General features: G+C 43.6%; 21 protein-coding genes. 10 read left to right on the top strand and 11 right to left on the bottom strand.

Annotated features, from left to right (window positions below; genetic code table 11):
- Positions 1 to 126: 126 nt before the first annotated feature.
- Positions 127 to 477, bottom strand: a complete 351-nt coding sequence (locus L3V35_RS02920) for a hypothetical protein (RefSeq protein ID WP_237298311.1) — start codon at positions 475 to 477, stop codon at positions 127 to 129.
- Positions 478 to 599: 122 nt separating this feature from the next.
- Complete coding sequence (locus L3V35_RS02925) at positions 600 to 1,805, bottom strand: multidrug effflux MFS transporter (RefSeq protein WP_237298313.1); 1,206 nt, start codon at positions 1,803 to 1,805, stop codon at positions 600 to 602.
- A gap of 108 nt (positions 1,806 to 1,913) precedes the next feature.
- On the opposite strand from L3V35_RS02925, the gene L3V35_RS02930 reads away from it, so the two are divergent.
- A complete protein-coding gene (locus tag L3V35_RS02930; RefSeq protein ID WP_004731832.1) occupies positions 1,914 to 2,810 on the top strand; it encodes a LysR family transcriptional regulator in 897 nt (298 codons plus the stop codon).
- 131 nt (positions 2,811 to 2,941) lie between these two features.
- Complete coding sequence (locus L3V35_RS02935) at positions 2,942 to 4,780, top strand: bifunctional diguanylate cyclase/phosphodiesterase (protein ID WP_237298314.1); 1,839 nt, start codon at positions 2,942 to 2,944, stop codon at positions 4,778 to 4,780.
- Between the two features lie 121 nt (positions 4,781 to 4,901).
- Here the strand turns inward: L3V35_RS02935 and L3V35_RS02940 are convergent, their stop codons facing one another.
- The 3 genes from L3V35_RS02940 to L3V35_RS02950 all read right to left on the bottom strand — a co-directional run bounded on the left by L3V35_RS02940 (position 4,902) and on the right by L3V35_RS02950 (position 7,505).
- On the bottom strand, positions 4,902 to 6,194 hold the full coding sequence (locus L3V35_RS02940; RefSeq protein WP_054545752.1) for a peptidoglycan DD-metalloendopeptidase family protein: 1,293 nt from the start codon (positions 6,192 to 6,194) through the stop codon (positions 4,902 to 4,904).
- A gap of 231 nt (positions 6,195 to 6,425) precedes the next feature.
- Complete coding sequence (locus L3V35_RS02945; protein WP_004737771.1) at positions 6,426 to 6,725, bottom strand: isoamylase early set domain-containing protein; 300 nt, start codon at positions 6,723 to 6,725, stop codon at positions 6,426 to 6,428.
- A 126-nt stretch (positions 6,726 to 6,851) separates the two neighbouring features.
- Positions 6,852 to 7,505, bottom strand: a complete 654-nt coding sequence (locus L3V35_RS02950; protein WP_237298316.1) for a hypothetical protein — start codon at positions 7,503 to 7,505, stop codon at positions 6,852 to 6,854.
- A gap of 32 nt (positions 7,506 to 7,537) precedes the next feature.
- Here L3V35_RS02950 and L3V35_RS02955 point away from each other — a divergent pair, with 32 nt between their 5' ends.
- The 4 genes from L3V35_RS02955 to L3V35_RS02970 all read left to right on the top strand — a co-directional run bounded on the left by L3V35_RS02955 (position 7,538) and on the right by L3V35_RS02970 (position 12,775).
- Positions 7,538 to 8,020 carry a GFA family protein gene (locus tag L3V35_RS02955; RefSeq protein ID WP_017077401.1) on the top strand — a complete coding sequence of 161 codons (483 nt, stop codon included), beginning with the start codon at positions 7,538 to 7,540 and terminating at the stop codon, positions 8,018 to 8,020.
- Positions 8,021 to 8,170: 150 nt separating this feature from the next.
- The gene (locus tag L3V35_RS02960; RefSeq protein WP_004731845.1) at positions 8,171 to 8,845 is read left to right on the top strand and encodes a YoaK family protein; all 675 of its coding nucleotides are present in this window, start codon (positions 8,171 to 8,173) and stop codon (positions 8,843 to 8,845) included.
- A gap of 229 nt (positions 8,846 to 9,074) precedes the next feature.
- On the top strand, positions 9,075 to 10,445 hold the full coding sequence (locus L3V35_RS02965; protein WP_004731847.1) for a YjiH family protein: 1,371 nt from the start codon (positions 9,075 to 9,077) through the stop codon (positions 10,443 to 10,445).
- Positions 10,446 to 10,903: 458 nt separating this feature from the next.
- Positions 10,904 to 12,775 (top strand): methyl-accepting chemotaxis protein, encoded by a 1,872-nt coding sequence (locus L3V35_RS02970; protein ID WP_237298318.1) that lies wholly within the window; start codon positions 10,904 to 10,906, stop codon positions 12,773 to 12,775.
- A gap of 147 nt (positions 12,776 to 12,922) precedes the next feature.
- Here the strand turns inward: L3V35_RS02970 and L3V35_RS02975 are convergent, their stop codons facing one another.
- Complete coding sequence (locus tag L3V35_RS02975; protein ID WP_237298320.1) at positions 12,923 to 14,329, bottom strand: alpha-amylase family glycosyl hydrolase; 1,407 nt, start codon at positions 14,327 to 14,329, stop codon at positions 12,923 to 12,925.
- Positions 14,330 to 14,612: 283 nt separating this feature from the next.
- Positions 14,613 to 14,891 carry a peptidylprolyl isomerase PpiC gene (gene ppiC, locus L3V35_RS02980; RefSeq protein ID WP_010431207.1) on the bottom strand — a complete coding sequence of 93 codons (279 nt, stop codon included), beginning with the start codon at positions 14,889 to 14,891 and terminating at the stop codon, positions 14,613 to 14,615.
- A gap of 282 nt (positions 14,892 to 15,173) precedes the next feature.
- Here ppiC and L3V35_RS02985 point away from each other — a divergent pair, with 282 nt between their 5' ends.
- Entirely contained in the window at positions 15,174 to 16,088 is a 915-nt protein-coding gene (locus tag L3V35_RS02985; RefSeq protein ID WP_102451040.1) for a chemotaxis protein, read from the top strand.
- A gap of 109 nt (positions 16,089 to 16,197) precedes the next feature.
- Here L3V35_RS02985 and L3V35_RS02990 read toward each other — a convergent pair whose 3' ends face one another.
- The 4 genes from L3V35_RS02990 to hutW form a co-directional block, all read right to left on the bottom strand.
- Entirely contained in the window at positions 16,198 to 16,740 is a 543-nt protein-coding gene (locus L3V35_RS02990) for an ATP:cob(I)alamin adenosyltransferase (RefSeq protein ID WP_054545756.1), read from the bottom strand.
- A gap of 113 nt (positions 16,741 to 16,853) precedes the next feature.
- On the bottom strand, positions 16,854 to 17,384 hold the full coding sequence (gene hutZ, locus L3V35_RS02995; RefSeq protein WP_004731858.1) for a heme utilization protein HutZ: 531 nt from the start codon (positions 17,382 to 17,384) through the stop codon (positions 16,854 to 16,856).
- Between the two features lie 154 nt (positions 17,385 to 17,538).
- Positions 17,539 to 18,060 carry a heme utilization cystosolic carrier protein HutX gene (hutX, locus tag L3V35_RS03000; RefSeq protein WP_054541823.1) on the bottom strand — a complete coding sequence of 174 codons (522 nt, stop codon included), beginning with the start codon at positions 18,058 to 18,060 and terminating at the stop codon, positions 17,539 to 17,541.
- A 58-nt stretch (positions 18,061 to 18,118) separates the two neighbouring features.
- A complete protein-coding gene (gene hutW / locus L3V35_RS03005; RefSeq protein WP_237298322.1) occupies positions 18,119 to 19,528 on the bottom strand; it encodes a heme anaerobic degradation radical SAM methyltransferase ChuW/HutW in 1,410 nt (469 codons plus the stop codon).
- Positions 19,529 to 19,688: 160 nt separating this feature from the next.
- Between hutW and L3V35_RS03010 the strand changes: the two genes are divergently transcribed.
- Genes L3V35_RS03010 through L3V35_RS03020 form a run of 3 tightly spaced genes read left to right on the top strand, consistent with a single transcriptional unit; the run spans position 19,689 to position 21,603 of the window.
- A complete protein-coding gene (locus L3V35_RS03010; RefSeq protein WP_237298323.1) occupies positions 19,689 to 20,489 on the top strand; it encodes an energy transducer TonB in 801 nt (266 codons plus the stop codon).
- Between the two features lie 2 nt (positions 20,490 to 20,491).
- Complete coding sequence (locus L3V35_RS03015) at positions 20,492 to 21,193, top strand: MotA/TolQ/ExbB proton channel family protein (protein WP_017087354.1); 702 nt, start codon at positions 20,492 to 20,494, stop codon at positions 21,191 to 21,193.
- Complete coding sequence (locus L3V35_RS03020; protein ID WP_017077389.1) at positions 21,190 to 21,603, top strand: biopolymer transporter ExbD; 414 nt, start codon at positions 21,190 to 21,192, stop codon at positions 21,601 to 21,603. Before L3V35_RS03015 ends, L3V35_RS03020 begins: the two co-directional genes overlap by 4 nt.
- Positions 21,604 to 21,636: the final 33 nt, after the last annotated feature.

Consider the following 21,636-nt stretch of genomic DNA (forward strand, 5'->3'; position numbering starts at 1 on the left):
AGACATTGGTTTAGACATCCATAAAAAAAGCAGCTCAAGAGAGCTGCTTTTTAAATACTTAGCTTAGAAACACTGACCTTAAAAAGGACACTATTCGCTAATGCCTAATAGTTAGTAACTAAAACACTAACTACGCTTTGGCTGTCTGTAAGTTTTACCAGCAATCTGGTACGTGTCTTTTTGCTTTAATTCGAACATAGTTTCAAAGAACCAAGCTGCAAATTTGATTAAGTCATCGCCTTCATTCATTACATGTTCGATGTACTCTTGCTCTTCGCCTTGTTCATTTTCTTGAAACGTCACGTGGTAAATACGCTTTTCGCCTTCTACTTCAGCTAGCGCAAATTGACCTGTTAGTGATCCAGCAGCCTCAGCGACTTCTGTATCCTCACTGGATTTCAATAGCTCAAGCGCTTGAGGCAGGCCATCTAGTGCGCAGATAGCTTTTACCAGTACTTCAAATTCATTTTGCTGCATGTTTATTACCTATTAAATGGACGCAGGTATTGTAGAAAACCATCCATACAAATACAACGTATTAACGACTGTACTCTGAACTATAGCGAGCTAGTTGCTTAACTGTACTCTACTTCAGCTGTTTAACTGTACTCTACTTCGGTAGCTGCGGCTTTCTTATTCATTTTGGTTGAAGACCAAAGGACTGTACCCATGCAAGCACCAATAATCAGATAAAACCCGCCGAGTTGTAAGTGAGTTGTCACCCAGATTTCTACTAGATACCCACCCAATAAACCCGCTAAACACATCTGAATTGAGCCAGACAATGCCGACACTGCGCCCGCTTGCTTCTTATGAGGTTCTAACAACATACTGATCGATAGTGGGAACGAGATGCCTTGTGCTATCGCCAACCAAGTAAACGCCCAAACTAAGTTAAAGATGGATAACTCATGAGTAAGAAGCCAAGTTCCCGAAGCCAAAATAATCAAAATCGCAAGGCTCATCAATTGCGGAGTGCTAAACCTACGATTGAGCAAGTTCAAAGCCACGCTACCGATCAGTAAGCCAGCCGAAGGGACTATCATCAATGAGCCATATTCAGCCGCTGTCAACCCTAACTGCTCTTGCATTAAGAATGGAAACAGCGATAAAGATACCAAACTTGCCATGTAGCTCATCCAGTTATAACTGGCACTGGTCAACACTTGGCGGTTAGTCAACAAGCGTCCGTAGTTCTTCACCACTTGGCATGCATCAAAGCGACTCTTTCTATATGGCAAAGTCTCAGGTAACACAAAGTAACCCAGAGTGAATATTGCCAGTAGATACAGTAGAACAAACAGGAACACCGCCTGCCAACCTAGGTGGAATGAAATCCAACCACCAAATACGGGCGCAATGATCGGCATGATCGAAGCGGTGATCGAAATATAAGACAACGCTTTAGTCAGTTGAGGGCCATCATAGCTGTCGCGAAGCACACTTCGTCCGAGAACCGAGGCGCTACCCGCCCCTAAACCTTGCAACAAGCGACCAACCTCTAGCGCCGTCATGTTGTCAGAAAAAACAACACAAACGACAGTACCAATCAAATAAACACCCTGACCTAACAAGAAAATAGGTCTTCTTCCCACTGCATCAGACATCGGTCCGTAAAATAGCTGAGACAAGCCAAAACCCACCAGAAACAGCGTGACAAGCAGCTGTACATCTACCTGAGTCACACTTAAGTCAGAAGCAATTAACGGCAATGATGGCAAGTAGATGCTCACACCCACCTGTCCCGTAGCAATAATCATCATTGCTAAAAGTAACGGCGTTTTTTTAAAGGTCGATTGGCTCAAAAAATTCCCTATTCGTTTGATATTTGTTCATGATATAAGTTTATATTCAAAACCAGTAATTGATAATTAACCAAATTGGAATTTAATTAAGTCCTAACAGGAAATAATATGGATTGGATTCTCAACGTAAAAAGCTACGTTAGAGTAGTAGAAGAAGGCAGTTTCAATGGCGCCGCTCGCAAACTTAACACCACCAGCTCGGCGATCAGCAAAAGAGTAAACTGGCTCGAAGAGCGTATCGGTACTCAACTTTTAAAACGCACCACTCGCTCGATTAACCAAACCGAAGCAGGAGCACTCTTTTACTTGCGGGCCAAGGATCAACTCGACAATTGGCAATCAATTATTGATGAGACTCGCTCGGTTAACCAAACCCCGGCAGGCCTCTTAAAGATAGGCGCGACGATTGCTGTTGGCTCTAAGTTTCTGGTGCAATACATGGACGATTTCTTAGAAAAATACCCAGACATTAAGGTACAGCTGATCACCACGACTCCTGGTCAATTACCTGAACTTGGCTTGGATCTGGTGATCAGTCGTGAACTGGAACAGCTCAACTCATTAAGCTTCAAGAAAACACCGCTGTTTGAACACAAGGCCAGTTTCTATGCTGCGCCGAGTTATCTTGCCAAACATGGTTATCCCACCAACGAGCAAGACTTAGAACAACACAACTCCTTAATATGGGGAGAGCGCCCTACCCGTGAAGTCACACTCACCAAAGGGCAGCGCATCACTTTGAACGGCAACTTTGCGACCACCAACCCTGAGGCTTTGTTTCACGCGGCGAAACGAGGAATGGGTGTGCTGTTAACCATCAAAGCAATGATCAAAGAGGATCTTAAACAAGGGACATTAGTTCCAGTATTGCCAAATATTACCGCCGACGAAGTGATGGTTTACGCGTACTACCCTAAACTTGATTACTCACATACGCGAACCAAGTTATTTTTGGACCATTTGAAAGATAGGCTAGATAAAGAGAGAAATAACCAAATTTTGTGAAATAAGTCTCAACTTAATTTGAAAAATGATACGACGCGGCCAATAATAAACTAAGCGCATATAGAAATAGATGCGTACAAACTAAACACACAGGCTTACACGCTGGATCTGGTTAACTAGGGATGGTAGCTATGACTCAACAAACGTACAACAATATGATAGACACTGAGCGTATAGGGCGCTTGCTCAAGTTGGAAGGTATCGACCTTTTAGAATCAGCAGTGCTTACTCTACACCAAATGTTCGATACTAAGTACACCACTATCATTGAGAAAAAGTACTTTCCAGACCAAATTGTTCCTTTAGTTATTGCTCACTCTGATCACGTCTTGCATGACAGAATCAACCCTCGTCATGGGCAAATCTATCAGCAAGCCGTTAATCAAAACCACCCTGATTGCTCATTTGCTCAATACGTTGTCAAATCACTACCTACATCTGCCTTTCGGCAAGAGATTACCTCACAGAATTCCATTGCGATTCCTACACGGACTCAAAGCGGTGAAGTCATGGGGGTACTTTTTTCTACGTTTACTTCCCCAATGAGTAATGCTCAGCAACAAGAAGCGATTAAACATCATCAACTTTTTTCGGATATCATCATCCACACCCTGCGTGAGATGTGGTTCAACGATCGCTCTGAGCAATTGGTCAATCAACTCAGTTATGAGGTCTCACACGATAGCTTAACAGGTTTACTTAACCGCAGTTGCTTATCCGATACGCTAGAATCAATCACTCAGCAAAACTCAACACCGTTTACGTTAGCAATACTGGACATTAATAGTTTTAAAGCGATTAACGATCTTCACGGCAACTATATCGGAGACAAAGTACTGCAACATCTGGCTGAGATTTTGAGACGAACACTCCCAGAAAATAACCTCACCTTTAGAACGGCAGGAAATGAATTCGCCTTCATCACCTATTACGCCGACCCAACCGCAATTTGTGAACAAATCATCGCCAAAGTAAAACAGGGGTATAACAGTATTGATCTTAGGATCGATTTTGATATCAGCATAGGCATCGCAGGATCAGCCGGAGATAGCAAAGACGTAGAGCAAATCATCTTCAACACCAGCTTAGCGTTAAAAGAATGTAAGCAAAACTCGGGTACCCATATCAAGTGCTATGACACCCACTTAAGATCTCGATATCAGAGAAAGACCGAGTTAATTGCGGCCTTGAGAAATGAACTTGAAAACTCTATCTCGCTGAACAGCGGAATGTATGTTGTGGCTCAGCCGATTGTTGGTCAACAAGACAAACGTTGGAAGTATTTCGAAGTACTCACTCGTTGGAAAACAGAAAAGCACGGCGACATATCCCCAGTTGAGTTTATACAGGTAGCAGAAGAATCCGGGCTAATTGTCGAGCTGGGTGAACGCATTATCGAACTGGTATGCCGAGCTAAAACGACATTAGAACAAGGTTTAGGATACAAGGTTAAGCTCGGAATAAACTGTTCCGCCCATGAGCTTACCGACTCTAGGCGTTACATTTCCTACCTCACTCGGACCATTGAACAGCGTCACTTTAAGGCTGATGAGTTTGTTATTGAGCTGACCGAAACAGTATTGCTATCTCCAACTCAAGACACCAAAGACGCACTCAACTTTTTGCGAGAACAAGGTTTTACGATTGCGCTAGACGATTTCGGCACCGGTTACTCTAGCTTGAATTACATTCACAGCTACCCGATTGACTGCATTAAAATTGATGCAATTTTCATTCAAAATTTACTCACCAATTCGACATCAGAGAGCGTTGTTTGGTTGATCATCCAGCTTGCTCATCGACTCAACGTATCACTTGTCGCAGAGGGTGTGGAAAAGCGTGAACAGCTAGAGAAACTTCACGATATGGGGTGCGACAAGATCCAAGGATACCTATACTCGCCTCCTATGCGACCTGAAGCTATCGTGAGTTTAGTGACTCATTCAGAAGCGCTCATTCAAAGCCCATAAAAATTAAAATATAAAGCAGTAGCCAGACCAAAATCTAAAAAGCCGCGAAGCATGACTAAATACTGAAGTATTTAGAAAAGCTCTCGCGGCTTGATTAATCGGCCTAATTTAGAGAAATCTATTAACTGTTGTTAGATTGTGCTTCTAAAGCTACCTTTAACAGCTTATCAGCTTCATCTCTTGACGCTACGAACGTCTCTTTTTCCTTTTTAGGCACTGAATCAGCCATCGGAATATTCGCTGTCATCGCATTCACAGGACGACCACGTTCGATTAACTCATAATGCAAGTGTGCCCCCGTCACTCGGCCAGTTTTACCTGACAAGCCAATACGCTGACCACGAGATACCGTTTGTCCTTTACGAACTAAGATCTTACTCAAATGGAGATAACGCGTTTTGTAAGTGCTACCGTGCTGAATAACCACGTAATTACCGGCGTATGGGTGTTTACGGGTCATGATCACTTTACCATCACCCGTCGCTTGAACTGGCGTACCAATTGGCGTCGCGAAATCTGTACCGTTGTGAGGTGAGACTCGGCCTGTCACAGGGTGTAAGCGCTTAGGATTAAACTGAGAACTCTGACGCCATCCACTGCTCACAGGGTAACGTTGGAAAGCACGTTGTAAGCTATCGCCATTGGCATCGTAATATTGCCCATCAGTGTGTAAGTACGCAGAAACAACACGATTACGATTCATAATCTTAATCGCTTCGATTTCACGCTTTCCGGTTGCGACACCATCAACAAATTGCGCTTTCTGAAGCACTTCAAACTGATCGCCAGCACGCAGGTCGCGGCTAAAGTTCAGCTTATCTTTAAGAAGCGTCACAATATGGTCAATCTCAAGACTATTCAGGCCAACCTTGTTCGCCGACATAGAGAAACTGCCGTGAATATCACCCACTAAAGGCTTTTGCTTCCATTCACCAGGAATAGAAATATCTTCAAATTCATAGCTGCCATCTTCAAGTCGTCGGTAAACCGCTTTATCCGCAACACTAAATTGAATTTCCATTTTGGAAAGATTGCCCGTCGCCTCATCACGCCAAAAACGTAATGTGTTACCAGGACGAAGTGTGTCTAGGGCAAGGAAGTTTAAATCGGTTTCCATCACGCTCATCATCGATTTATAAGAAAATCCAAGTTGAGTGAAGATGCTACTCAAGTTATCGCCCGTTTGAATTTGATACTCAAACGTCGGCGGTTCGATAATAGCGACAGAAGAAGGTGATAGGATTGACTCAATAACGGTTGAGTCAGGTAAATCAAGATCGATCGTTTTCGTCAGATCCGATTCTGAAGATTGCAAAGCAATACCAAACGCTGCAATAAGTGGCAGTCCTAAAATAGCTACTTTTTTTACAGGTGAAAGCTCAGCAAACGGAGAGGAAAATATTTTTGAATACACGGTAAACAGGTCTTTCTACGATATAAAGGCATAGGATATGCTTTTCAAACGCATAAATCATCATTGCATTGTCATAATATGATGTGAATCTGCCCAATTTAGACTAAGTCATTGAGTTACCGTAAGTGGAAACCCGCTTCACGATAAATAATATTAACCGCCAAAATAAAAAATAAAAAAGCAGAAACGGTTAGTTTCTGCTTTCTATTGATTCACGCTACTTCATCTCGATTAAGCGCTAACCGTCGATACCAAGCAATTGTCTTCACCAAACTCATTCGGGATATAACGATCAGCATTCGCATCGTTCACCCATTGTTGGTCATCAACCAGGTAGCGGAATTGAAACTCGCCATCTTTAGGTAGGCGAGTTTTAAACTTGTAAACCTTCCCTTTGGCCAGTTTTTTCATTGGGGTGGCTTTCCAATCAAGAAAGTCAGCAACGATGGATACAGAGTTCGCTTCTTGAGCTTCTAGCTCGAAGGTCACTTCAACTTCATCTTTCGTCTTAAAAAAACGTTTATTAATCATTCGCAAGCTCCATTTGTAAAAATAGGCAGACACCAAGCATAAGGAGTGTCTAAATTTCATTCATCTAATTAAGATAATATGTAATTTAGCTCACATAAACAACAGATCCTTGCATTAACGAAAACGTTATTGCTTACCAATTGATTGCGTATCAAAAGAAAAGCTCATTAACACCTTTTCAGAAGGGGATTCTGCAAATGATTGTTCCGCAGAATGCTGAGTAAAGCCGATAAAACCTTCCCCTGTTTGTTTGCTAGCGGATTGTAAATCTTGCTGCTGAGCGACCTCTAAAGTCTGAATTTGCACTCTATCGCCTAGAAAAAGCTGGTTGACTAGCACGACACGGCTTCGCTGCTGGTCATGTTTAAACAAGCCAAGATAATAGAACACGCCACTGCCTTGGTTAGATACCCACATCGGTGCGACAAAGAAACTCGCCTTGCCCAACGTGACGGCTGAAAGGTTGTTGGTGTCTACCGTTACCACACCACGCTCAACACCCGAGTCATAGCGTCCAAAGGCTATAGCTCTAGGTTCATCGACTTCATTAATAAAAGCGTATGCGTTGGTTTCGGGTACTTTAATTGTCCATGGGTTGGTCGTCTTCAAATCAAAAACGGTTTCAACAACAGGGTCATAACTGACTTGAGAAGAAGGAAACTTCGCCAAGATCTCTTCGTCACTTAAGCTAAAGCGATAAATACCCGCCAGTATCACCACAACCAGCATGACAATTGGAATCAGTAAAATCAGAGGTATAGGTAAGATTTTCTTTTTCATGAGCAATTATATTCTTTTGTTTTCATCCAGTTGTGCAGACCATAAAGGGCTTTAGTATAATTATCAATACAGGGTTAACCAGAAGTGGAGCATGGATGGATATCAATCATATTAAAGATAGAAATATCAGAAGTTGCGAATGCCGCTGTGGAGCAGTCAACCTAGTATGCAGAGGCGAGCCTCAACGCACCTCTGTATGCCATTGCTATGAATGTCAGAAACGCACCGGAAGTGTGTTTGGTGTTCAGGCTCGGTTCCCAATAGAACAAGTCACATTAAACGGAGAAGTCACTTCTTTCTCACGCATCAGTGATACGGGCAGTGAAGTGACCTATCAGTTTTGCCCTAAGTGTGGCACCACCATGCTCTTACAATCTGTTGCTGCTGCCGATTTTTATATCGTCCCGCTCGGATTATTTAAAGAGCAAGACTTTCCGCTACCGAGCTTTTCAGTCTACGAAGAACGTAAACACGGCTGGGTCAAATTTGACCATCAAATGAGTCACTACAACTAGCCTGTTACTGACCTTTATCTCGATAAAGCAACGGCATTAGAACAAACTGCAATACTGTTGCCTAAGATCAAATATCAACGCACCACAGCGCTAGCGTATCTTTTCGCTAGCGTTATAATCTGCTCCTCTTTTTAACCCAGGGTGAACCACATGATTTCTAAGCTACCTCGCTGGGTTGAATACGGCGCTTTGTTGCTCGCAGGCCTTGCTGGCAGTGTTAATGCGATTGGCTTACTCGGCTTTCAGCATCAAGCGATCTCCCACATTTCAGGCACCATGTCTTTATTAGGCAGTAGCCTGCTCACACCAACTTCGGCTTCTTTACATCTTTTACTGATTATCATGAGCTTTATGTTAGGTGCAGCCTTCAGCGGATTCTTTATTGAGAACCAAGCACTGAAGTTAGGGCGTCGTTACGGCGTTGCTCTGTGCATTGAAGGGGGATTGCTATTTTTAGCACTTTGGGCGCTGTTACAGGGCTACACTTCAGGCCAATACTTCGCTTCAGCAGCCTGTGGTTTGCAGAACGCGATGATAACGACTTACAGCGGTGCGATCATTCGAACAACACACATGAGCGGGATCATCACGGATCTTGGGATCATGATTGGTGCTCGCTTAAAGGGGATGCCTTTTGACCGTCGTAAAGCCAAACTACTGATGTTCATTGTGGTTGGCTTTCTGTTTGGTGGTTTAAGCGGAGCTTGTCTGTTCCAGCGCTTTGAAATTTTGGCGCTGGCTTTCCCTGCCTCTTTTGCTTTCATTATCGCATTTAGCTACTGGCTCTACCTGACCTATCGAACTGAAACGCCAGTCAATTTATAAATATCTGGCAATATATCCTCAAATTACGTAACATCCGCAACACTTTATCCTAAACTCTTAATGAGTTGCAGAATAACCAGTGTGAATAGTTAGCGATATTTGATGAATAGTATTGCAAGCACTATCAATACTGGGTAATCTTGCAGCCAGTGAGAAAATACGGATGTTTAGAGAATAAAAACGCCAAGGATGTGGCTTTTTTACATGTAGAAATACGAGAACAATTAACATGTCTAACAACACGAATACTGCTCAACCAGAGAAATCTAAAGGCAGTTTCTGGGTTTTCTTAATCCCATCTCTGATTGGTTTATTCCTTTTCATGGCACCAATCAGCTACCAAGGTGATCTAACGATCCCTGTCGCTATTCTAGCAAAATCAATTCAAGCGGTTTTCGGTGAGTCTCTAGTTGCTATTATCACTGCAATCGTTGCCTTCATGTCTGTAGCTTCCGTTTTAAGCACCATTTTCAAACCTGCATTCATTACATCGAACTCATTTTTAAACGGCCTTTTCAACCCATCGCCACTGTGGTTGTTGGTTCGTCTTATCGGTGGTGCTGCAGCATTCATGGCTTTCTTCCAAGTCGGCCCTGAATTTATTTGGGAAGAAAACACCGGAGGTCTCGTACTAGAAGGCCTATTGCCGACTCTATTTTCAGTGTTTATCTTTGCTGGTTTGTTACTGCCACTACTACTTAACTTTGGTTTGCTAGAATTGTTTGGCACCTTACTAAGTAAAGTAATGCGCCCAATCTTCAACCTACCAGGTCGTAGTGCTATCGATTGTATGGCTTCTTGGTTAGGTGACGGCAGTGTCGGTATCCTGCTTACAAGTAAACAGTACGAGAAGAAATTCTACACCCAGCGTGAAGCCGCTGTAGTTGGTACGACTTTCTCTGCAGTCTCTATCACGTTCAGCCTTGTGGTTATTGCTCAAGTAGAGCTAGAGCACCTATTCCTACCTTTCTACGCAGCAATCTGTCTAGCGGGTATTGTGGCTGCGGTCATCATTCCTCGCCTTCCGCCACTAAGCATGAAGAAAGACACCTTCATTGATGGCAGCAAGCCTCACAAAGACGCTGACGCGATTCCTGCAGGTCACTCAACATTCTCTTGGGGTCTTGAGCTAGCAGTAAACAAAGCATCACAAGTTAAGTCAGCTAAGTCAGTATTTGCTGAAGGCATCCGTAACGCCGTAGATATGGTATTTGGTGTACTGCCTGTTGTTATGGGCCTTGGTACGATGGCACTGGTTATTGCGGAATACACATCGGTATTCTCATTCCTAGGTCAACCTTTCATTCCATTCCTAGAGCTACTTGGTGTTCCTGAAGCGGTTGCAGCATCTGAAACCATCGTGGTTGGCTTTGCAGACATGTTCATCCCAGCAATCCTTGCGGCTTCTATCGACAACGAGATGACTCGCTTTGTTATTGCAGCAATGTCGGTAACTCAGCTGATCTACATGTCTGAAGTAGGCGCTCTGCTTCTAGGCAGTAAGATTCCAGTGAACATCCTCGAGCTGTTTATTATCTTTATTCTGCGTACGTTAATTACACTTCCGGTTATCGCTGGTGTAGCACATCTAATATTCTAAATTAGACCCTACTGATATAGCGTAATTAAGAACTATTTTATAAAGCCTCACTTTTGTGGGGCTTTTTATTGCCAGTAAAGACATTCCCTACCCGCTCAAAATACATTCACCTACCCACCAAAAATACATCCAAGATATAAAATTGGCAGTTCATTTAATTTCATATCTGTTTACCTTCCTTCTCGTCTTAGAATAGAAAACCACACACATAAACGTCTAATTAATAAATTATCAATACCCGTAGGCTCTAGGCTCGCGTGTATCTTCAACTCATTGAACCAAATGCTAAAAGTAACAAATATATGATTTAGTGAATTTTGTATTGTTTAGGTTGTTGTATTTTTGTAGTCTATTTTGTGAAATTACATTCAAGTAAATTTCAATCTCGTCGATATATATAATTAGAAAAACACGATTAACTTTAGACTTCGCAAAGCCTGTGAGAAGGGGAACACTCAATGAAATTTAGCCATAAGGTGGTTGCTGCATCATCAGCCTTGCTGCTAGTGACAGTATCATTGCTTTCAATACAACAACTTTACACCGTAAGAAGTGCTGTAGAAAACCACGTCAATGCGAGCCTAAAAGAGATGGTCTCTGGCGTAAAAAATACAGTCGTATCAGAAATGAACGCCAAGAAAGCGTTGGCTCAATCGACGACTGAAGTCATCGAGATTAACCCTCAAGACCGTACTTACGTAAAAGAAATCCTAGAAAAACCAAAGCTTAAAAACAGCTTCCTAGCGGTTGGCTTTGGTTATGAAGCAAACGGTTTCGTCATTGAGAATGATGACGGTTGGGAAGCCGGTCCAGATTACGACCCACGAATCCGCCCTTGGTACATTGATGCTAAATCCAAAAACAGTTTAGTGGTTACCGCTCCTTATGTGGATGCATCAAGTAAGAAAGTCATCATCTCTGTGGGTACGCCAGTTAAAGACAGCGGCCGCTTCACGGCAGGTATGTTCTACGACCTAGAACTGACCAACCTTGCGACATTGGTAAACCAAGTGAACTTGTTTGATGCCGGCTACCTATTCCTAGTCACTGCTGACGGCACAACGATTGCTCACCCGAATGCGAAAAACAACGGTGAAACGCTTTCAAGCTACATGCCACAAGCAAGCATTCGTGAAGGCTCTCAAGAAATTGAAGTCGACGGAAAAATGTTCCTAGTTAACTTCACCCACATCCCAAGTGAAGATTGGTACATAGGTGCAATCCTTGATGAAGAGATCGCTTACCAAACCGTTGAAGATTTGAAAAACAGCTCAATGATCTACTCGTTGATTGCGGTTATTCTCAGCATCATTGCACTGACTGTTTTGATTCGTGTGTTAATGCGTCCACTTGATGTACTTAACCAAGCAATTCAAGATGTGGCGAGCGGTCAAGGTGACTTAACTAAGCGCCTAGATACCAACACAGACCAAGAGTTCTCTGACCTAGCAAAAGGTTTCAATACCTTTACTGAAAACCTGCAAAACCAAATCATTCAATCAAAAGCGATTGGTGTTGAGATTAAGCGTGGTACTGAAATCACGGTTAAAGGTGCAGGCGAATCAGCAAACGCGATGAACACACAACTGCAGGAACTAGAGCAGTTAGCAACCGCAATGAACGAGATGGCAGTGACTGCAACAGAAGTCGCGAACAACGCTCAAGGCGCAGCAGCAGCGGCTCGTGAAGCTGACGAAGCAACGTTAGACGGGACATCTGTAGTCAGTGATACGACTCAAGCGATTGATAACCTTTCAGCACGTATCGACCAAGCGGTTGCAGAAGTACAAGTACTGGAATCAGCGACAGCCAACATCGAAACGATTCTTAAAGTAATCAACGATATTGCAGACCAAACTAACCTACTCGCATTGAACGCAGCGATTGAAGCGGCACGTGCTGGTGAATCTGGTCGTGGTTTCGCAGTCGTAGCCGACGAAGTTCGAACTCTGGCGCAACGTACTCAAGAATCGACCACTGAAATCCGCAACATGATTGAGCAGCTCCAGGCTGGCGCAAGCTCAGTATCGAACGCGATGAATCAAAGTAAAGACACAGCCACTGACGCCGTTGAACGCGCTCAGCAAGCAAACTCTTCACTTGACCGCATCCGTGACGCGATTCAGCGTATCTCTGATATGAATATTCAAATTGCTTCAGCAGCAGAAGAGCAGAGCTTAGTAGCGGAAGAGATCAACAACAACACAGTTAAGATCAAAGACCTTTCAACACAAGTATCCAACGCGGCTCAAGAAGCAAACACGGCAATGCAGGTACAAACTGACAATGTTCGCCAACAAGACGAGCTATTGAACAAGTTTACGGTTTAACAGAAGTTTGTGTTAATCAGCGCTTAGCTTAACCAACACATAGTTCAACCAACGTTTCGCCAAGAACCTAAAAAACAAAAGACCCGTTTACTAGATGCTAGTAAACGGGTCTTTCTTTTTTCGACTTCTCTTTCTAACCGATCAGACTTAACTCATCACAGGTTCGAACTCATTGGTCGTCAGCATCATGCACTGATTAGATTCAACCTGAATGGTTAGCGTCTTATCGACACAATCAAACACTGCACCAGACAATAAGTCCGTTACTGTACTAGTCCAAGCCAGTGATGCCGTTTTACTTCGCTTCGACTTGTTGATCACCACAATGCCTTTGTCTCCACGGACAAACACCAGCAAATCATCATTTGCCTCAACCACACGCATCGCTTCGCCATGAACATGGTTATGAAACTGAATCATGTTTTTCATGTAAGGCGCTTGCCAATCGTTAACCCAACGAGGCTGACCGTTCTGATCCAGAATGCCACTGGTACTTAGCTCACTGTAAACAAGCGGCACACCGCCGTCTCGACCAAGAATAAAGGCATGAGCTAATCGCTCGTCAACTTCACCCATTACGTGATCCAAAAATACTTCATTATTTGGAATATCATGAGTGACGGCAAAAGTGATTGCTCGCATATTCGATAACGCCTGACCAAAACAGTAAGGGTTGATCAGAGATTTAAAGCTGCCCTGCTCTTCAAAGGATTTGAAGATAGTATTGAACAGAGGGAAATCGTAAGCACCTAAGCGAGTGTGTTTGAGGTAAGGCTCAAGGAACAACTCATACTCTTCTTTGGTCGCACCACCATCAGTAATGATCTCGCCAAAGATGTGCATTTCTTCGCAAATATCATCAGTCCACACCTTGCGTAGATGTGACAGTGTCATGTGTTTTGCTGCGTCTATGCGAAACCCTTTCACGCCAATCTCTTTTAAGGCTTTTAAGTAAGCTCTCTGCTGCGCGACCACATTGTCGTTGTCTAACAGCGTTGGCAAGCCAGGGTCACTAACTCCACCGGTAATACGTCCGTTCTGCACTTCCCAAGTGTCTTTCCAGTTTTTGATACCAAACGCTTCAACAAAGTCGTTTTCATCAAATAAAGGCTTAGAAAGATCACCAAACAAACGTATGGATTCGTAATAGTCAGCATCTTCTTGATAAGACGCCATGTCTTGCTGATTTGGATACGTTAAATCGCCACGGATACCCGACTCATTGGCCATGTGGTTAAACACGACGTCCACATAGGTACGAAGCCCGTATTGCTTTAACGTGTTCACCATCGCAGTGAAATCTTGCGTGTCACCAAGCTGATTATCAATCACACGATAATCTTGTGGTTGATAGCGCTGCCACCATTGGGTGCCAGAATCACGGTCGCAACCTTTAGGTCCGCGTAACGACTTCATTGCCGGTGATACTAAAACAGATTTATAACCCAACTCTTGGATCAGTGGGGCGTTCTTCATTACGTCAGCGTAGCACCAGTCAAAGGCATGCAAAATCACATCTGTCGCTGGGTTGCTTAACATAGCTGAACTATCCATGTTGTTCTCCTACCAAACTTGTTTACAGCTTTCTAGATAAATACAAAGGCTAAAAGGCAAAGCTGCATAAATTTCCTTAAGAATGGTATTTATTATATGAGTTACTCATTAAAAACCCTCCTCCTCCCACCGATTAGTCACGGCGGATAGTTAAGGGCGTAGTGCCAATTATCGCATAACGTCTGGGATGAACACTCAACCGTAGTGCTTTAAAATGCACAAAAAAGTGACAAAAAAGGAGCGTACATACGCTCCTTTTATTCAATCTAACACATATTTATGACTAAGTTCTGTAAAGAACCTTCACTACGTGCCAGCCAAATTTTGTTTTAACAAGGTGTGGTACTAGCGTCTCGCCAGAGAAACAAACCTTATCAAACTGAGGCACCATTTGACCTTTTTGGAACTCGCCTAAATCACCACCTTTCTTGCCTGATGGACAAGTAGAGTGTTTCTTCGCTAGTGTTTGAAACTTCGCGCCTTTCTTAAGCTGTTTAATGATGTCTTCTGCTTGTTCTTTATGCTTCACTAGGATGTGAAGTGCTGCTGCTTTTCTTGCCATGATAATTCTCAGTGTGTTGCGGTCAGTTTACTTACGATGGTTGCTTAGAGCATCGTTAATGAACTGACTGTTGTAATTCTGTTTATCGCTAACGACTTGTCGACATAAAACCATCGACAGCGCGCGTTTAGCGTGATTTTAACCCAAGAACTGCCAATCTTCACTCTATAACCGAAAACAACTGCCTTAAAACCCCTAAAAACCGTATAGTGACTTGCCGACATCCCTGTTTCCCTTTAAATTAATCCTTATAAATTAAGCGCGTATTAAGTAGGAGCCACTATGGCCAAACCGATCAGTAAAGCGAGTCAGTCACAGGGAATGTTGATGTTCAAATTATCCCTTACTCAAAGTTTTGCGATTGGCACGCTTAAGGTAAGAGAAATAGTGCCTTTTCAGCCGATGACTCAAATCCCATACTCCCATCATCACGTGATTGGTACGGTGACCATCCGCGATCTTACCGTTCCAGTCATTGATATGTCTGCCGCGATTGGCTTTCGACCGATAACACCCGCTGAATACCAAGATTGTGTGCTCATCGTCACCGATTGCTTAAGAACAGTAGTGGCCTTTTTGGTTCGTTCGATTGATAAAATCATTGAATGCGACTGGAAGAGTATTGAATCTCCACCTACGAGTGTGGGTCGCAATGTATTTGTTACCGGTATTACACGTTTCGAAGACCGTATCGTGCAAATGCTCGACGTGGAATTACTGCTTTCTAAGATCTACCCTGCTTATGAGAATGCACACATCCCGATGCTGACCGATGTAGAAAGAGAACGCCTCAAAGCGCTGAATATCTTATTGGTTGATGACTCTTTAATCGCGCGGAAACAGCTATCTGATGCCTTAGACAGCATCAACATCCCTTATAGCATTTGTAATAATGGTTTAGATGCGATCGATCTAATGCGACGCCAAGCCAGCGCTGGCAATGCAATTGATCTTCTCGTGAGTGATATTGAGATGCCTGGACTCGATGGCTATGAGCTTGCGTTTGAAGTACAAAATGACAGTGCACTGAGTCATGCCTACTGTATTTTGCATACCTCACTGTCCAGTGAAATCTGTGTCGACCGAGCCAATCAGGTAGGTGCACATGAAGCGCTTGAGAAGTTCAATGCGGGCGAATTAATCGAAGCCATGCTACGCGGCGCAAAAGTCTTAAACGAAGCATCTACGGCTGCTTAGACGCTATTTTGGAAGCTAAACCCAGCATCATGCTTAATGGTTTAGCTTCTTAGCTTCTTAGCTTCTTAGCTTCTTTAGGATTAGAGATGAATCAATGTAGAACTCTTCCTTAAGATTTCTTTGGCATAGAATAGCTCTTACTCACAAATTCCACTTCCTCTACCTCATTGACATGATTGGTAAAAGACGCCAATGCATAGAGTGTGTTCGCGACTAAGTTAGCGTATTTAAAAAGAATCGGGTCCGGCGATTTTTTGCTTTCATGATGCTCAATACTCACCAATGCTCGCACGACTTTTTTAGCCTGACAGCGACACAAGTGAAGCTCGCTGGACACTCGGTGCCCACCGGGCAAAACAAACCCTTTGAAACCGCCTTCTAGCTGCTCACGGATACAATGATAATCTTGCTTGAGCTCGACCAATTCAGATTCGGTGATGGCAAGCTTACCGCGCACAGAGCCATTCAAATGGTAGATGTTTGGCTGCAAGCGTTGCAGGATCTCACGAACCTGAGGCTCTAGCTCTAAAGACAACACCAATCCAACTCGGCAACAAAGTTCATCCGACAAAATCTCAAAATCACAGATAGGGCTGTCTTCATAGATAAATGGGTAACAGAACTCGTCCCAATCTCGACTTACTGGTTTCACGTACCGATCCTTACACATAAATAGTCATCAAACGCCAATATACCAAACTCTTTGATTTAGACATAAAAAAGCCCTCACATTGGAGGGCTCCTGAAGAAATCGGTTAAACGAGATTACTCGTTAGACACTTTTTTGTGGCCTTCTTGCAGGTGAACGAAATCTACTAGGTCGTCACCCGATACTTGGTATGCCTGACCAAAGCCTTTAACGAATAGGCCATTCTCTGCTTTAAGGTTGAATAGGGAGAAGTCTTGAAGTTGGCTCAAACCATCAATGATTTCACCAAAGCGTTCTTGCATCTGGCCGATCACTTGAGTCCAAAGTTCCGTTTCACGCTCAACAACACTAGCTTGAGCATCAAACGTTAAACGCTTACGTGCGTAAAGCTGCTTCGAGCTCTCTTCATCTTCAATCATCATCAAAGAGACTTGAGGGTTAGCTTTCAAGTTACGAGCATGACGAGCAATATCAGAAATTAGAACAAAGTAACCTTCTTGGTTCTGAACGAAAGGCGCGTAACTTACGTTCGGGCGACCTTCTTCATCAACCGTTGCAAGTTGAAGGGTACGGCGCTCTTGGCGAAACTCTTTAATTTCTGGACCTAGGCGACCTTGTAGACGTTCTTGTTTTACTTGCTGTTCCATGGGTATTTCCTTACTTCACTTTCTCTGATTTATTATTTTTGCCCGAGGTTGAGCGATCATCAGCGAACTAAACGATCCTCGAGCATTGATGTCTTGTTTAGCCAGTTGGCAACCCTATGTATGATTGCTGCTGATTATTTACTATTGACTGTACTTAAGCTTGTTCTTTTAGTGCTTTGAAGCGTTCTACTTGGTCGGCAATAAGCTCACGCTTTTCATTGCGGCCTAGGTAGATCTTAAAAATGTTCTCGCCCGTTTCACTGAAGAAACCGAAGTAATGACTTTCACGACCCATGAACGCCTTGCTCACCAAACCAACGTGTTTGATGTTGTCGAGTTTCAGGTGACCATGAAGCTCGCCTTCTTTGCCCATTAGGTTGTAGTAACCACGTGCTACTTTACCTTTAGGGAACGGCGCCTTTACTTCGAAGATTGAGCCAAATGAATGCATAATTGTGGTCACCGGGCCCCAGCCCACTAAACCTTCTAGAATCTCTTGAGCACGGCCGCCATCTAGCATTACCGCCATGTCGTTTGGAAAAGCAGCCACTACTTCAACTTCTGAAACGCCTAGCTTCTCAGCAATTGCTGTCGGCAGTAGTTTTGGCTCTTCTTCTAAAATTCGAGCTACGCTTTGTTCTAGAGTTTCTGTCATTTCTAATGTTGTATCTGTCATTGAATATGTTCCGTATAAACGAGTAATTTACGTAAGTTATAAACTTAAAAATTCGATATTAAGCGTGCTTCAAACTTGCATGCGGGTGTACGCCCGAACCTGATGCTTTAGGCGCTGGATGCATAGCTTGGTATTCAGCGTTAAGCACTTGAATTACACTCTGCGCTAGGCTTACCGCCCAAAAACTACCCGCGATAGTCAGGCTCAAATAATCTTCCGAAAGCTCGACTAGACCATTCTTTTCCCAGTGCATGAAAAGAGGCTTCAAGTAATCGAATGTGTCTTGTCCCATAAAGGTCGGTAACGTGCTTCTTCTAACAACACCAGAATCAAAACCTGCCTTCAATGAAGAGAAGCTTGGCTCTAGTGAGCTTTGCTTGGTCATCATGGCAATAGGTAATTGACCTTGCTTTATAGACTCCATGTAGCTGTCTAAAGTTCGATGTTGCATTACTCCATGACCACCGATGTTGCCACCAGCGCCACAACCAATGGGTAGAACTTCGGCATAAGTTTTCGCTAAGCTGTTGTAAATGCTGCGTTCTCGATTATCACGAGTCCAGTGATTCACGCTCAGTTGCTTGACCTTATTTTTTGCCATGAACTCAACACCCGCCAAGTACATACTCGCCTTATCTGGCGTATTGGCCGGTGGTGGTATTTTTCCTTTCTCAACGAGATTAAGCATAGGAGCATTGCCCGAAACAATCAGTTGGTAGAGGTCAATGCCGTGTGCGCCAATAGACATGTAGTCTTCTAAATCTTGTTGGAACACTTCCATAGACTGGTGCGGTAATCCGTATAACAAATCAAGAACGATCGGAGCTTGTTCAGTGCGGCTCAGTGAACTGATACGTTCCAACACCACTTCTCGGTCATCCAAGCGCTTAGCACTGCGTCGAACTTGAGTATTGAAACTTTGAATACCGAATGAGAAGCGATTGAAACCACCTTCAAGCGCACGATCAAACATCTCGTCGCCAAAGCGATTGATGCGCCCTTCCAAGGTCATTTCCACATCGTTTGCTAGCGGGAAATATTGGCGAATGGCTTTACCAAGCTGCTCAACTTGTTGAGGTGACAAATCGGTGGGTGTTCCGCCACCAATATAGACAGCGTGAAATAGTCCAGACTGAGCCCAAGGTGTTTTGGCTTTCTGCTTTAGCTCGACCATCAGTGCATCGAAATACTCATCCACTAATTTACGGCTTGCGGCATTTTGGAAGAAATTGCAGAACGTACAGCGCACGCGACAAAAAGGAATGTGGATATACAAGCAACGCTTATCCTGTTTTTTCCCTTCACTCAGCATCAGTTCGTCAAAGAGTTCTAACTTCTTACTCGGGTCGACCGGAATTGAACTTCCTCCGGCATGGGCAGAATGCTTTTTAGCAAACGCAAAACGAAGCGGATCAGGGCTAGAAACACCCAAGATTGATTCGTCATACTTATAGATATTAAGACTCATATAATCTCTCTAAACACTTACATAGCAAAGTCTGGAAGACTATTCGCTAAAACTGAAATAATCATAAATAGACGCAAATGATAATGCAATTGATAATTGATCTTATTTAGATTATAAGCAATAATCCGATACAGATTTTGGATTTGGTAAAGGATTGAGTGTGAACGTTCCTAGATATGTTATTGCAGGCGGTGCATCGTTAGTGATTCATGCGGCGCTATTATTTGTTGCTCAAGAATCCAAAGTATTCGCGATGCCTGCAGGTAGCCAATCGAACACGGTATCGATCAACTTCACTCCCAAGAGCGCGCCTTCTCCAGCTCAACAAAAAACCATCACAGAGCCGGTTGAACCAGAACCAATCAAAGAAACAGTCTCACAAGCTGAACCTAAACCTGTCGAACCCAAGGCCATTGAGCCAAAGCAAGCCAAACCGACGCCAAAGAAAAAAGCGATCACCAATAAACCTCAACCCAAGAAAGTAGAGAAAAAGGTTGTTGAAAAGAAACCAGTAACAGAGAAAAAGGTCGTTAAGAAAAAACGCCCAGAACTAAAACCAGAGCCAAAGTCCAAACCAACGCCTCAACCAGAAAAACTGGCCGACAAGAAAGTCGATAGAAACCTGGCCGAGTCTGCCAACCAACCTCAGGAAGTAAACCAAGGCGTATCAAACCAAGAGCCTGTGCTAGTCACTAAGCCTTCGTTTTCAGCTCCCCCGACTCCCCCGACTTACCCTCGACAGGCAAGACGTCGTGGTATTGAAGGGGTCGCAATTTACGAGGTCTGGTTAGACGCGGAAGGCAAACAAATTAAGCAAGCATTAGTAAATTCATCAGGCGTACTAATACTCGACAACGCCGCATTAGACGCCATTAAAAAATGGAAGTTCTCACCCCACACTGTCAATGGTCGAGCGATTGCTCACCGAGTACAACTACCTGTTCGTTTTAGGTTGGAATAATCATGCAACAAATCAGTTACTTACAAGATCAACTTGGCTTAATGACTTGGCCTCTTCTTATCTGTTCAGCATTAACCGCAATGATCATCGCTGAACGTGTCTTCCAAGTGATGTTAAGCATTGGTGTTGGCAAACGCGCCATTCGTCGCGAGCTCAATCAAATATCACCAACCAACAGCAAAGAGATTGAGGCTCTCGCTCAGTCTATTTCTGGTAAACGACCGCTGCTGTACAAGGGCGTCTCGATGTTGCTTGCTCACCACTCTTTTTCGAAAGGACTACGTGAAGATGCGGCAGGCATCTGGCTACAAGAAAAACGCCACCAGCTTCATGCAGGTTTAAGGTTGCTTGGTTTAATCGGCGTGATCAGTCCACTAATTGGCTTGCTTGGTACGGTGCTTGGTCTTATCGAGATGTTCAAAGGTGTAGCTGCTACCACCGGAAGTATTACACCTAACGACCTAGCTGACGGCCTTGGCTTAGCAATGAGAACCACAGCTGCAGGTTTGATGATTGCACTGCCTGCGATCTCAGGGTCTCAACTGCTTGGACTTTGGGCCGATAGGGTTTTGGCGCAGCTAGAACATACTTTGAATTATGTGAATGTGTGGTTAGAAGGCATGTCGATTCAAACTAATCAGTCTGACGAAACTAAAGATTCATCATTAAACAAAGTCGCTGTCGGTGATGCGAGACAAGCATGATTAAAACGCCCCACTCATCTCAAACACAAAGTTTAGCTCCGGACTTAACACCGCTGCTCGACATCATTTTTATCGTGATGGTTTTCCTGCTGCTGACAGCATCGGTGAAGTTGGAGTCATTAGAAGTCGAACTGCCGAGCTCTGATATTAAGAACGTTTCTGAAGTTCATAAAGATTCGATTAGCGTCAATATCTTAGACCACGAACCCTACTGGGCGATTAACGGCCAAGAGTACATCGACTGGGAAAACTTCAAGATTGCATTGCTAGAAGAAACAGGCACATCAGACAAGAAGCCGATCATCATTGGTGCAGATAAAGCCGCCAACGTTGAGAACCTAGTGAAATTGCTGTCTTTCCTTCAAGAGAACGGAATACCCGCAACCCAATTGCTCACTGAAGATGGCTAGAACAACTCTCTATTTTCATGAAGTTTGGCTCTT

This window comes from Vibrio sp. L5-1 (assembly GCF_021728315.1).
Classification (GTDB): Bacteria; Pseudomonadota; Gammaproteobacteria; order Enterobacterales; family Vibrionaceae; genus Vibrio; species Vibrio splendidus_K.